The organism is Rhizobium sp. P1_B8, from assembly GCF_056406515.1.
In genome coordinates this window covers 67,993-80,730 of sequence record NZ_JBFTZZ010000031.1, presented here as the reverse complement: position 1 = coordinate 80,730, position 12,738 = coordinate 67,993, and the positions used below count along the sequence as shown (strand labels likewise).

9 protein-coding genes are annotated in these 12,738 nt (G+C 59.9%); 2 read left to right on the top strand and 7 right to left on the bottom strand.

All coding sequences use genetic code 11. The annotated features are described in order from the left end of the window. Positions 1–3,443 (bottom strand): N,N-dimethylformamidase beta subunit family domain-containing protein (locus tag AC1D2N_RS29025; RefSeq protein WP_477982483.1); only part of this gene is annotated, 3,443 nt, incomplete at its 3' end. A gap of 639 nt (positions 3,444–4,082) precedes the next feature. On the opposite strand from AC1D2N_RS29025, the gene AC1D2N_RS29020 reads away from it, so the two are divergent. Together AC1D2N_RS29020 and AC1D2N_RS29015 are read left to right on the top strand one after the other, a co-directional pair. Next, positions 4,083–5,393 (top strand): polysaccharide biosynthesis/export family protein, encoded by a 1,311-nt coding sequence (locus AC1D2N_RS29020; protein ID WP_130654091.1) that lies wholly within the window; start codon positions 4,083–4,085, stop codon positions 5,391–5,393. 100 nt (positions 5,394–5,493) lie between these two features. Next, complete coding sequence (locus AC1D2N_RS29015; RefSeq protein WP_130654092.1) at positions 5,494–7,002, top strand: O-antigen translocase; 1,509 nt, start codon at positions 5,494–5,496, stop codon at positions 7,000–7,002. 68 nt (positions 7,003–7,070) lie between these two features. Here AC1D2N_RS29015 and AC1D2N_RS29010 read toward each other — a convergent pair whose 3' ends face one another. Genes AC1D2N_RS29010 through AC1D2N_RS28985 form a run of 6 tightly spaced genes read right to left on the bottom strand, consistent with a single transcriptional unit; the run spans position 7,071 to position 12,602 of the window. After that, positions 7,071–8,288, bottom strand: a complete 1,218-nt coding sequence (locus AC1D2N_RS29010; RefSeq protein ID WP_047622238.1) for a DegT/DnrJ/EryC1/StrS family aminotransferase — start codon at positions 8,286–8,288, stop codon at positions 7,071–7,073. Beyond that, complete coding sequence (locus AC1D2N_RS29005; protein WP_477982480.1) at positions 8,285–9,256, bottom strand: NAD-dependent epimerase/dehydratase family protein; 972 nt, start codon at positions 9,254–9,256, stop codon at positions 8,285–8,287. Before AC1D2N_RS29005 ends, AC1D2N_RS29010 begins: the two co-directional genes overlap by 4 nt. Continuing rightward, positions 9,253–9,972, bottom strand: a complete 720-nt coding sequence (locus AC1D2N_RS29000; protein WP_047622236.1) for an acyltransferase — start codon at positions 9,970–9,972, stop codon at positions 9,253–9,255. Before AC1D2N_RS29000 ends, AC1D2N_RS29005 begins: the two co-directional genes overlap by 4 nt. Further along, on the bottom strand, positions 9,962–11,065 hold the full coding sequence (locus tag AC1D2N_RS28995) for a DegT/DnrJ/EryC1/StrS family aminotransferase (protein WP_047622235.1): 1,104 nt from the start codon (positions 11,063–11,065) through the stop codon (positions 9,962–9,964). The genes AC1D2N_RS29000 and AC1D2N_RS28995 overlap by 11 nt, the downstream gene beginning before the upstream one ends. After that, positions 11,062–12,099: a Gfo/Idh/MocA family protein gene (locus tag AC1D2N_RS28990; protein WP_018247111.1), complete on the bottom strand. Its 1,038-nt coding sequence runs from the start codon at positions 12,097–12,099 to the stop codon at positions 11,062–11,064. The genes AC1D2N_RS28995 and AC1D2N_RS28990 overlap by 4 nt, the downstream gene beginning before the upstream one ends. Continuing rightward, positions 12,096–12,602 (bottom strand): acyltransferase, encoded by a 507-nt coding sequence (locus AC1D2N_RS28985; RefSeq protein WP_018247110.1) that lies wholly within the window; start codon positions 12,600–12,602, stop codon positions 12,096–12,098. Before AC1D2N_RS28985 ends, AC1D2N_RS28990 begins: the two co-directional genes overlap by 4 nt. Positions 12,603–12,738 lie beyond the last annotated feature (136 nt).

Here is a 12,738-nt window from a genome sequence, read left to right as displayed (position 1 = left end):
TTGGTGTCGCCAGCATCCGGATCGGTGTCGTTGGTCAGCACATTGCCGCTCGCAACCACGCCGCCCGAACCATTGGCGACACCGCCCTTCTCCGTCGCGTCCCCCGCATCGGCGACCGCCGTCGGCGTCGTGTTGTTCGCATTCGAGGGATTGAACATCACATCGACCCAATAGTTCGTCTGGTCGAAGCTGCTCGTCGGGAACGCGCTATTGCCATAGCGGTAGACGCCGTTGCCGCTTGCCGGCGCCGTCAGCGGACCACTCGTCACATTGGACAGGAAGTAGTTGGCGGTCGTCGAATAGTTGCCGACATTCGTATGGTAAGATGCGGTATAGGTCTGTCCGGCTGTCAAAGTCACCGGGCTCGTGAAAGTTGCGGTCTGCCAGCCGCTGGCAGTCTCGTTGGTGAAGGTGAGGGTCGCAAGCCGCGTACCCGTGCTTGACCAGAGCGACCCGGTATGTGTGCCCGTATCCAGGCTGCTCTTGTAAAACCGGATACCGCTGACCGTGCCCGCCACGGAGGACTGGAATTTGACCCCTAGCTCGACTGCCGCAGTATCGTTGGTGTTGACGACAGCCGGCGTCGCGGCACCGAAGAGAGATGTATAAGTCGGCCCGGTGACGGTGACAGTGCGCCCCGCCGAGGGTGTCTCGAGATTGATGCTATCGTCCACCGCCCGCGACCGGATCGTATAGGTCCCTACAATCGCCGGCTGCCATGTGTAGGTCCAGTTCTCGTCGCCCGTCGCCGGATGCCAGCTCGCACCATTGTCGGTCGAAACCTCGACGCTGGCGATGACCCCACCGCCCGTATCGGCAGCAGTGCCCGAAATCGTCACGGTGGATCCAGCGGCCACCGTGGCGGGTACGGTGATAACGGAGGTCGGCGCAACATTGTCCGACGAAGCAGTCGAGGCGGCAAGCCCGGATTGCAGCGTCCCCGGCTGAATGCCCATATCGGCAAGCAGATTGACCATTGCCTGCTGCACGCGAGGATCGGTGGGGGTCGCTTCGTTATCGTGATTGTCGCTCAGGCCCCATGTCCAATAGACCGTACCGGCGCCGAACACCAGCGCACCGCTGGGGGCGCGATAAAGGGTTAGATTGTGGGTCGCGGTCGCATTGCCGGTCGTGTTTCCGTAGTCGAGCAAGTAGGTGCTGACGGGCAGCGTCGTCGACGACAGCTTTACGAGTCCGGCCGGATCGAAGCCATTGTCGGGCGCTTCATCCCACTCGTAACCAAGATAATTCTTGGTGAGTGTTGCCGTTTGGCCGGGCTGAAGGTTTGCGACGCTCGTATTGCGCCAGAAGCGCAGGTTGGCATCATCATAGGCAACCTTGATCGAGGCAAGATTGCCGCCGACGTCGTCGACCTTGAACAATTGGCCGGTCAGCGAGTTCTCGGGATTGCCGCCGCCGATAGCAGGTGGGCTGAGGCGCGGATCGCGGAAGGTGCCCGTCCATTCGTTGGTAGGATCGAGGCTGGTACCCGGGGGGCCCCATGTCTCCTTGTAGGAGATCAGGGTGCGATAAGGTGTTCCGTCGGCGCTGTAGGCATTGCCCCAACGGGTACGCCAATAGACCTCGTTACCGCTCCAGAACATCAGATTGACGCCCGCATCGCGTGCGGCTTCGACATTGGTCCTCTGCTGTCCCGACCAGTATTCGTCGTGCCCGGCATCGACATAGGTCTTGTGATTGAGCAACAGACTGCCATAGCGGTCGACATCGACGCCCGACAGATAGGAGACGTCATAACCGTTCTGTTCCAGCCAGTAGATGCCTGCATATTCGGCGCCGAACAGATAGTCCTGCGGGCCGGCATACGTGCCGACCCCGTCGCGGGTCGAAATCGGCCTGTTGTAGCTGAGCGCATAGGCGCGGCCTGCCCCCTGCCCCGTCGCCGGGCCGTTGCCGCCATAGAAGTTTGCGCCACCCCAACCGTTGTAAGCTTGCCAGGTCTCGTCTGCGGTCTGGAAGACGATGTCGCTGTGGCTGGCGTCGTCGCGCACGATGAACGGGATTTGATTTTCGCCGAAGGTGCCGTCCTGACGCACGAGCTTGGCGATGTAGACGCCTGAGACGGCATCATCCGGTACGGCCCAGGACGCCGAGACGGCCCAGTTGCCGGCGTCCACGGTGCCGGTCGTGGCATTGCGCAGCGGATTGGGCTGCGTCTGCAATCCGGTATGCTGCAACGTCGTGACCTTGCGGGCGCCCATGCCGCCATAATAGCCGAGCCGATAGATATCGACCCGGTAGTTGGTGGAATTGGTGTTGATCTTGAAGCTGATCGTCTTGCCGTTGTCGACGCTGATGTCGGTCGCAAACCCCTCGATGTTGGTGCTGCCGGAACCGCTGAGGCCCCACTCGCTCTCCGGATTGCCCTGCTTCTGGTTTTCCAGCACGATCGCGTTGCTCGCCACCGCCGCGGCGGCCGCCAGATCTTGCGTTGCCAACGACCGCTGCGCAGAAGGTTGAGGGGGCGTCTTCACCGAGCCGGAAAGGACAGCGATACCCTTGGTGCCGGTTCCCGTTCCCAGCTCTCCGCCGCCGGGCAATGAGATCGCCGAGTTCGTCCACTCAGCGGTTCCGCGCCAGCCCGAGAGAGGGGACAGGTCCCGATCGAGAAGCGGATCGCTGACCGAGGCGCCGATGGCCTTCTTGATCGTCGCCACATAGTCCGGCCCCTCGGTCAGCCTGGTTCCCGGCAACTGACCGTCCTGTTGGAGCAGGCCGCTACCATGGGCCCAATCGAGAATCCGCGTGGGGGAGGTATAGTAGCCGCACCCGCACACACCAAAGGGCATGCCAAATGCCAATGAATTAGCGCCAGCCTGGTGCGCAGTCGCCTGCGCCGACAGGCTCGATTCGAGAATGACGACTTTGCCCGAGTGAGCACGCTCGCCCGTCACCGCAGCAGAACCTTGCCCCGAAACTGTCGGCGCAGGGCCTTGCGGGAGATATGCAGCGAGTGGATCATCGAGGAGGCTCATTCCAGCGTAGGTGCGATAAAGGGACGATTGAGCCCCAAATGCAACTCCGTTCGCGTTCCGCTCGAAACCTGCAAAACCAGGCGTGTGGGCGGGCAACACAGACGCTGCAGTCTCACCGCTTCCCCACGTCTCGCGATTTGTTGCGAAAGCGTCGGGCAAGGGCGGCGGTGCGCGGGTGATATTGGCCCGAGGGTCCGGATCGTCGATCACGCCCACTCTATGTTCAGCGTCATGTTCGTTGAGCGCCGCGTTGTTGGGGGGATTGTCGACAAGGGTACCGTATTTGATACCATCCGCGGTCTGCACGGATGCCGCAAGTTGAGCACTGTCCTCGTGCCTTTCGGCAGGCTTGCGCGGCCTTCCCTTGCCGCCGACGGTCAGCCATGCGGGAATCAACGAATCCACCAGGAGTGAGCGCGAGGTCCACCGACGAGCGTTGCGATACATGGCAGGCACCTCCCGCGAGATTATCAGGATCGAATCTATGAGGACCGCTCGATACGCGGCCCTGAATTGTAGTCGAAAAATGAGCGAGTATATGCTACGCCTTTCGCTCTACAGGCGGCATCCTTTGGGCAACCGGCCATGTTGCTCGCCCACGTGATCGATGAGACGCGCGAAGATTCGCCACTTGCTGTGCAAGGCTTGAAGCCGCATAGGCCATTGAGATGGCGGCGTCTTCGGTCGTCAAGATCTGGCACGAGAACGGCCTTGTGCCGCACCGCTGGCGCTGCTTCGGGTTGTCGAACAAAAGGCGGCGACGCCGGTCAATATCGTCGTTCGGCAAAATTGGCGATGCGAGCATAAAGGCTCTGCCGCGAGGGATTGCGGTTCTTCAAGGCTAGCGCGCCCGAGGCGATGCCACTGAGTCGCGCCGAAGATATGTGTTTCTGCTCGATTTAGGCTTAAGCATCCTCCCCACCTCATCAATTGTGATTAGGCAAAGTAAACGACCTCCACCTTCCTCAAGGCTTCGCCAGACTGCACACTAGCGATCTGGTTTCGGGCTTGGCGTCCGGCGTTCGAACAGCGCTTAAGGCATTGGACCAGCGTCCGTTGAAGGATGTTTTGAAGGCGAGACATGTAATGAATCTATCGCACCGTGCCCCTCACCCGTTCTTTCGCGCCACGTTTGTCATCAGTGCGCTCGCCCTTCTTGCCGGAGCCGTGTCGCCGGCTCTCGCCGATAGCGCCCCTTTGGCTCCACAAACGAAAATCCGCCTGACGGTCGTCCAATGGATGCCGTCCAAGGGCCAGTTTGAGCGATGGGATGCGATTGGCGGCGAATATACGGTTTCGGATGCAGGTGAAGTCTCCCTGCCCTTTCTGGGGTCGCAGTCGGTTGGAAATCTGGACAATGCGAGCCTCACCAACGAGATCGCCAAGCGCCTTCAGGCAAAGATGGGTTTGGCCCAGACACCTGCGGTGACCATCGACGTTCTCGACTATCCACCAATCTACGTCGTGGGAGACGTAACCACGCCTGGGCAGTACAGTTTCCGCCCCGGACTTACCGTCCTGCAATCCCTGGCAATGAGTGGCGGGCCGCGTCGCGCTAAAGAGGAGCAGCAAACGCATTCGATCCAGATCGTAGGGGAGTTGCGCGAAATCGATCACTCGATCCTGCGCAGCACCGCGAGGCTGGCGCGGCTCCAGGCGGAGATGGATGGAGCCAACGAGATTACCTTCGATCAGACGACCGACGTCGATCAGCAATTTGCTGCCGGGATATACAACGAGGAAAGGATTATCTTTCGGGCTCGCGCCAATGCGCTGGAGAGGCAGTCAAGGGCATTCACCGAATTACGCGATCTTCTGACCACGGAAATATCGACGTTGGAAGAGAAACTGGCGGGCGCAGACGACAATATCAAATCAGTCGAGGACCAGTTGGTCAGCGTTAAGTCCCTGGTCCAGAAAGGCCTGACGATCTCGTCAAGGCAGATGGATCTGGAACGGTTGCTGACGACTTATCGTTCCGACAAGCTCGACCTTGTCACCGCCGTCATGCGGGGCCGCCAGGCGATCAGCGAGACGACGCGGAACCTCGAGGGACTTTACGACGCACGCCGGAGCGAAGTGGCGACCGAAGCACAATCCGAACGGGCAAGTCTCGATCAATTCAAGCTGAAGCGCGAAACACTACAAAAGCTGCTCATCGCGGACCTTGGGAGCTATGACAGCGTCAAGAGCCTTACCGACGACCTCCCGCTTACCTTTAGCGTGACCCGTCGGAACGCAGGACAGATCAATCAGTTCCAAGCCTCGGAAACGACGGCGCTGGCACCGGGCGATGTGGTGAGAGTCGTTCAGCCGCACAACTTGGACAATTCGCCTCAGGCCGACACAAGCCCATCTTTCGAGACCCAAACGCTCGCCGATCGAGCCGGCCAGTGACCCGCGACGTGCACGTATTCTCAACACACTTGAAGCGGACGTTTAAGCGCCATCAAGGCGCGCAGGCGGCTGAACCCAACCTGACGGCTAGGGTTGAGTGATGACTTTGCGCATGATCCCACCCAGCGGTCAGACTTATACCCAAATCCTCAAGTCGACGATGCTGATGGGCGGTTCCTCGCTGGTCAATGTCGCCCTTAGCATCATTCGCAACAAGGCGCTCGCCGTTCTGCTCGGTCCTGAAGGCGTGGGGCTTCTCGGCCTTTACGGGGCAATCCTCGATATCGCGCAAGCGATAGCTGGCCTGGGCGTCAGCAGCAGCGGTGTGCGCCGGGTCGCCGAGGCGGCGGGCGCCGGCGACGAAAAGAGGATCGCGCGGTCGGCGACAGCGCTCAGACGCATCTCGGTGGTGCTCGGGTTGCTTGGCGGGCTTTTGCTTGCGGCGCTGGCGTTTCCGGTCTCGAAATTCACCTTCGGCGACTACCAGCACGTCAGCGGCATTGTGCTGCTCTCCCTGGCCGTATTCTTTCGGCTCATGGCTGCCGGGCAGGCCGCGTTGATCCAGGGCTTGCGGGGCATTGCAAATCTTGCCCGCATCAACGTGCTTTCAGGGCTCTTCGGCACGCTAGTCAGCATCCCGCTCATCTATCTGTTCGGCGAGCGGGCGATCGCACCGTCTCTCGTGGCGATCGCGGCTGTCTCAGTCCTTCCCACCTGGTGGTACAGCAAGCGAATATCCACGCACCCATCGACAATGTCGGCGCGCCAGTTCGGCCAGGAAGCGACAGCTCTGTTCAGGCTCGGCGTCGCTTTCATGGCAAGCGGGCTTCTGACCTTCGGCGCAGCCTATGCCATCCGTATTATCGTGCTGAATGAAGGGGGCGTCATAGCGGCGGGATTGTATCAGGCAGCCTGGGCGCTTGGAGGGCTGTATGCCGGGTTCATCCTGCAGGCGATGGGAACGGATTTCTATCCGCGCTTGACCGCAATCGCAGACAACCATGCCGAGTGCAACCGGCTGGTCAATGAGCAGGCGGAAATTAGCATATTGCTGGCCGGCCCCGGTCTGATCGCCACGTTGACCCTGGCGCCGCTCGTGATGAGTTTGTTCTATTCCGCGGAGTTTCATGGGGCTGTGGATCTTTTGCGCTGGATCTGTCTTGGGATGATGCTCAGGATTGTCGCCTGGCCGATGGGTTTCATCGTCCTGGCGAAGGGTGCTCAGACGATCTTCTTCTGGACGGAGGTCGCTGCAACGCTGGTGCATGTGGGGCTGGCGTGGCTCTTCGTATCGAAGCTCGGCACGCCAGGGGCCGGCATGGCGTTTTTCGGCCTCTACGTCTGGCATAGCATTCTGATCTACGTGATCGTGCGTCGGCTGACCGGTTTTCGCTGGTCCGCCGCCAATCGCAGACACGCGCTTCTGTTCCTGCCTGCATCGGGTTTGGTCGTCTCGGCCTTTTTGCTCTTGCCGCCATGGTTGGCGATGGTGATTGGCTGCGTCGCCGTGGTCGTGACCGGGCTTTACTCGCTGTGCATGTTGGTCAAACTGCTTCCGCCGGAGTCGGTGCCAGCAAGCGTCAGAGGATGGATCACGAAATCCGCATAAGAAAAGCGCGCGTCGGATGATGCGCGCTTTCCTGCTGTTGTATCATGCCACAGCGATCAGGTATCGCTTCAGGCAGGAATGACGTCCTGCTCGGTCTGACGGACGCCGCCGCGGGTGCGGGTCTCAGCAAGTGCTTGGCGCAATGTCTCGACGACTCTGACGATATCCTGCTCCGTCATCTGAGCATAAAGCGGCAGGATGACGGTTTGCTGCTGGGCCGACACGCTTCGTGTCAGGCTGGTGGCGGCGCGATGAGAGCTCTGGCCGGAATAGGCTCCCTCCAGATGAATGTTCATCACACCGCGGCGGGTCGATATACCTTGATCGAGCAGCGCTTGCATGACTGCTCGCTGGTCGATGTCATCAGACAATCTCACGCAGAAACTTTGCCAGTTGCTGCGAGCCCAGCGCGGCTCGGCCGGCAGAGAAAGTCCGGCAATCGTCGACAGACGTTCGCAATATTGTTCGGCAAGACGTCTGCGCTGGGCAACCAACTCCGGCAGCCGCCGCAACTGCTCGCGTCCGACGGCCGCCTGAAGATCAGTCATTCGGTAATTGTAACCCAACTCGTCATAGTCTTCGAAGATGACCTGTTTCGAGCCATGACGAACGGCATCGGTGACGCTCATGCCATGCTGGCGCCAGAGCCGGAACTTCCGGTCATATTCGGGATTGGCAGTCGTCAACATGCCGCCATCGCCTGTCGTGACGACCTTCCTGGGGTGGAAGGAGAAGCAGGCAATGTCGCCATGCGCTTTGCCGATCTTTTCCCAACGGCCGTCCCACAGGATTTCGCTTCCCGTCGCACAGGCTGCATCCTCGATGACCGGTATCTGGTGGCGCTTGCCGATCTCCACGATGGCGCGGAGATCGCAAGGCATGCCGAGTTGATGCACGCAGAGAATTGCCCTGGTCCGAGGCGTGATTGCCCGTTCGATCAGACCGGCTTCGATGTTGTAGCCATCTTCTTCGATATCGACGAAAACAGGCATCGCATCGCAGTACCGAACCGCGTTTGCGGTCGCGATGAAAGAATGGCTGACCGTGACGACTTCATCACCGGCGGATACACCGACAGCCTTCAGGGCCAGATGCAACGCGGTCGTGCAATTGGACATGGCGCAAGCGTGCGCGGCGCCCACAAAGGCAGCGAATTCGCGCTCGAAAGCCGCGACCTCCGGGCCCTGCGTCACCCATCCCGACAGAATAACGCGGCGCGCAGCCTCAGCCTCTTCCTCCCCGAGGACCGGTTTGGCGACCGGAATTGTGGATTGAGATGAGCTCATGCTGCCTGCCCCCCTGCGTCGGTCTGCTTTTGCCACCAGGCAACGAGATCACGAAGCCCTTGCTCCATAGAGATCTCCGCCTTGAAGCCGAGGAGCCGTTCGGCCTTGCTGATATCGGCAAGACGACGGGTCACGCCGTTGACCGTGCGGGCCTCTTTGTGCTGCGGTTCGAGAGAGGAACCCATAATGTCGCTCAGCATCTTCGCGAGTTCCAGCAGGCTTATTTCCTCGCCGCTCGCGACGTTGAACACTTCGTCCGTGACATCGCTTTTGGCGGCGAGAATGTTTGCGCGGGCGATGTCGCGTGCATCGACGAAGTCCATCGTCTGGCTACCATCCCCATAGATGAGGGGCGGCATTCCGGCCACCAGGCGTTCCATCCAACGGATCAGAACTTCCGTATAGGCGCCGTAAACGTCCATGCGCGGCCCGTAGACGTTGAAATAACGGAGCGCGACATAGCGCAGACCGTACATCTCCGCAAAGCTGCGCATCAGCCCCTCGTTGAATGTTTTCGCCGCGCCGTAGATCGTCCGGTTATTGTAGGGATGATGCTCTTCTGTCGTTGGAAAGCTCTCGGCCAGCCCCAGAACGGAGGCCGAGGAAGCAGCGACGACCTTCGAGACACCTGCCTTGACGGCAGATTCGAGAACGTTGAACGTGCCCTCCGCCAGGACATCGAAAGCCAGTCGTGGCTCTTCCGCGCATTGCGTGATGCGGATGGCGGCCTGATGAAAGACGATGTCGACGCCTTCGAAGAGTTTTGCCAGAAGCGCTCTATCGCGGATATCTCCGTCGACGATCTTGACAGGCGCGCTTGCAATGGCCGAGCTGAGATTGTCCCGGCGCCCGCGCACGAAATTGTCGAGGACGATGATCTCGCGAGGTTTTTCCAAAGCGACAAGATCGGCAATATGCGAGCCGATCAGACCGGCACCGCCGGTAATGAGCACCCGTTTGTCTCTCATGATCTTCCCTCACGCGACATGTTCGTCATCGGATCATTATCCGAACGCCAACGTATGAATTTCGCAGGTACACCTGCGGCGACTGCGAACGGCTCGACGTCGGAAACGACAACTGCCCCCGCTCCAACGATCGCCCCTTTCCCGATGGTCACGCCGGGAAGAATGGTCGCGTTCGTTCCGATATCGGCCTCCGCGCAGATACGTACCGGCTTTATTTCAAGATCCGTGCGAATGATCGGCACATCCAAGGGCAGTGCCGTGTGGGTCGAGCCAAGCACCTTGGCGCCAGGTCCCCACCCAACAGAATCCTCGATCACGAGATCGCGAGCGTCGAAATAGGCCATCGGCCCGATCCAGACATTATCGCCGATCTTGCATCGGCCGTCGAAGCGACCCTGGATATAGGCCTGGGCGCCTATGAACACCCCATTGCCGATGTCGAATGTCTCAGGATGTTTGAAACCGGCACCGCCTGCAACCTGCAATCCGGTGCCACAGCTCCGCGCGATGGCTTGCCAGATGGCTTTTCGCATCAGAGTATCGATGACGCCGTCACCGGTCGCGAAACGACTGTAGAGCTCAATCAGGCCAGCTCGGCCGTATGCCTGCTTGAGTTCTTCGGCCAGCCCCGCCTGATAGGCGGGGTCCGCCGGTCTTTCATGACGACCATGGACCGCCTGCACGATCCGCGCCTCGCCCGCACGATTAGCTGACATAGGCGTTCTCCAGCGCGACAGCCACCTCGTCGACGTGCCACGCCGGCATCTCGGGATAGATCGGCAGCGAGAGAACCTCCCGTGCCGCGGCTTCCGAGATTGGGAAATCGCCGGCCTTGTAACCAAGGTCGGCATGGGCCTTCTGCAGATGAACTGGGATCGGATAGTGCAGCCCCGACTGAATGCCCTCCTCGCTCAGTACGCGCTGAAGCTGGTCGCGATCGCGGCTTCTGATGGCATAGACGTGATAGACGTGGCGCCGGTCGGTGATTTCGACAGGCGTCCTGAAATTCGCCGAACCGCCAAGCAGCAACGAGTAGCGGCGTCCATGGGCGCGCCGCGCTTCGGTCCAGGCTTCGAGATGCCGGAGCTTGATGCGCAGGATCGCACCTTGAATAGCATCCATGCGGTAGTTGAAGCCCTTCAGCAGATGGTGATAGCGCTGTTCCTGACCCCAGTCGCGCAGCATGCGCATGGTCTTGGCCTGATCGTCGCTGTTCGTGACGACGATACCCCCCTCGCCGCAGGCGCCGAGATTTTTGCCGGGATAGAAGCTGAAGCAGCCGGATGTGCCGATACTGCCGGCGCGCGCGCCTTTGTATTGCGCTCCGTGCGCCTGGCAGGCGTCCTCGATGACCGGGATCCGGTAGTGGTCGGCAATCGCTTTGATCGCGTCCATATCGGCCATCTGACCGTAGAGATGGACGGGAATAATGGCCTTAGTTCGGGCTGTAATCTTAGCCTCGAGTTGAGCCGGATCCATTGTCAGCGTCACGGGTTCGACATCGACGAATACCGGTCGTGCACCTGCGTAGCAGATCGCCGATACGGTCGCGACGAAGGTAAATGGCACGGTGATGACTTCATCGCCGGGGCCGACGCCTGCCGCGAGAAGCGACAGATGCAGGGCACTCGTGCCGGTGTTCACGGCTATCGCATGTTTGACGTCGCAATAGTCCGCGAATTCCTGCTCGAGGCGAGCGACCTCCTCGCCCAGTATGTATTGCCCCGAGGCCAGGACACCGAGCACGGCGGCGTCGATTTCGCTCTTGATGGACTGATATTGTGCCTTGAGGTCCAGGAACGGGATCATGCGATGAGCCTCGCCTCTTCAAGCTCGATGATACGGCCGCGCTGGGCGAGCGACCGGCTTGCGGCTTCAAGGATGCGAACGACCCGCAGTCCGGCCTGGCCATCCGTGATGGGCCGCGAATTTTGCTCGATGCAATCGACGAACTGATCCAGTTCGCGTTTCAACGCCTCGGTCATATCGAGCTTGGGCGCCCACATGTCGCCGCTGCGGTAGCCGACCATCATCTGATGCACCTTCTCGCCATATGCATCGGAATTGGGGCACATGGTGATGCCCTTGTCATAGACCTTGATCTTTTCGCTGGGCTCCAGATCGTCATAGACGATCATCTTGCTGCTGCCGCCGATCAGCGTGCGGCGGACCTTGACCGGGGCCAGCCAATTGACGTGGATATGTGCGATGAGCTTGCTCTCGAAGAAAAGCGTCAGATAGGCGATGTTCTCCGGCTCGCCGAGCACATGACTCATGCCCGTCGCGGAAACGGCTACCGGCCTTTCCTGCACAACATGGTCGAGGATGGAGAGATCATGCACCGCGAGGTCCCAGATGACGCTGACATCGTGCTGGAAGAGCCCCAGATTGACCCGAACCGAGTCGTAGTAATACATGTCGCCGAGGCCGCTTTCGACTAGTTCGCGCATCTTGCGGACGGCGCCGGTATGCACGAAAGTATGATCCACGGCTAGCACGAGGCGTCTACGCGCGGCCTCCTCGACCATCCGCGAGGCTTCGTCCGTCGTCGAAGCCATCGGTTTTTCGACGAAGACATGCTTTCCGGCCATCATAGCCTGCATCGCGAGTTTGAAATGAGTGAAGACCGGCGTCGCGATAGCGATGGCATCCACTCTCGGATCGCGCAGGACTTCCTCGAAATCATCGGTGATCGTCACTGCGGGGTAGCGGCTTTTGACAGCCGCCAACCGTTCGACATTGAGATCACAGACTGAAATGAGCTGCGCGCCGGCCGCTTCCGAGATGTTACGAACCAGATTCGGACCCCAGTACCCATATCCAACAACGGCGATACCAATCATTGCACTTCTCCCAGCGCTTGCATGTTGACTGATCGGTCATGAACGCGACCGATGATCCTGGCCGGAACGCCGACAACAATGGCGCCGTCGGGCACATCCTTGGTTACAACAGCGCCGGCGCCGACCTGTGCGGCTTCTCCGATGATGACACCAGGCAGAATGGTGGCGTTGCTGCCAATCGACGCGTGGCGCTTGACTAGAATAGGGATGACGGCCCAGTCGGCTTCGGTCTGCAGGCTGCCATCGAGATTGACGGCGCGCGGGTATGTGTCGTTCGTAAACATGACCCCGTGGCCTATGAACACGCCGTCTTCCAGCGTCACGCCCTCACAGAGGAAGGAATGGCTGGAGATCTTGCAGTCTTTTCCGACGATGACGTTCTTCTGAATCTCGACGAAGGTGCCGATGCGCGTTCCCGCGCCGATCGTGCAGCCGTATAGATTCACAAGATCTCGATGATGGATGACGCAGCCGTCATCCAGCTTAACGTTTGATGCAATCATCCCTGCAAAACCCCTACTCCTGAACAAGCCCAGACTTTCGGTTGAAACAAACAATCGCTTGGTTGCGCCCAAGTTTTCACACCGACAGGACTAATATTTCTCTACACTTCAAGGAGAATTGTTTTCGTCATCCGAG

Excerpts from the sequence above, each read along its gene's own strand:
- AC1D2N_RS28990 (WP_018247111.1), bottom strand. The coding sequence starts at position 12,099 with ATGATTGGTATCGCCGTTGTTGGATATGGGTACTGGGGTCCGAATCTG.
- AC1D2N_RS29005 (WP_477982480.1), bottom strand. The coding sequence starts at position 9,256 with ATGAGAGACAAACGGGTGCTCATTACCGGCGGTGCCGGTCTGATCGGC.
- AC1D2N_RS29000 (WP_047622236.1), bottom strand. The coding sequence starts at position 9,972 with ATGTCAGCTAATCGTGCGGGCGAGGCGCGGATCGTGCAGGCGGTCCAT.
- AC1D2N_RS28985 (WP_018247110.1), bottom strand. The coding sequence starts at position 12,602 with ATGATTGCATCAAACGTTAAGCTGGATGACGGCTGCGTCATCCATCAT.
- AC1D2N_RS29015 (WP_130654092.1), top strand. The coding sequence starts at position 5,494 with ATGACTTTGCGCATGATCCCACCCAGCGGTCAGACTTATACCCAAATC.
- AC1D2N_RS29020 (WP_130654091.1), top strand. The coding sequence starts at position 4,083 with ATGAATCTATCGCACCGTGCCCCTCACCCGTTCTTTCGCGCCACGTTT.
- AC1D2N_RS28995 (WP_047622235.1), bottom strand. The coding sequence starts at position 11,065 with ATGATCCCGTTCCTGGACCTCAAGGCACAATATCAGTCCATCAAGAGC.
- AC1D2N_RS29010 (WP_047622238.1), bottom strand. The coding sequence starts at position 8,288 with ATGAGCTCATCTCAATCCACAATTCCGGTCGCCAAACCGGTCCTCGGG.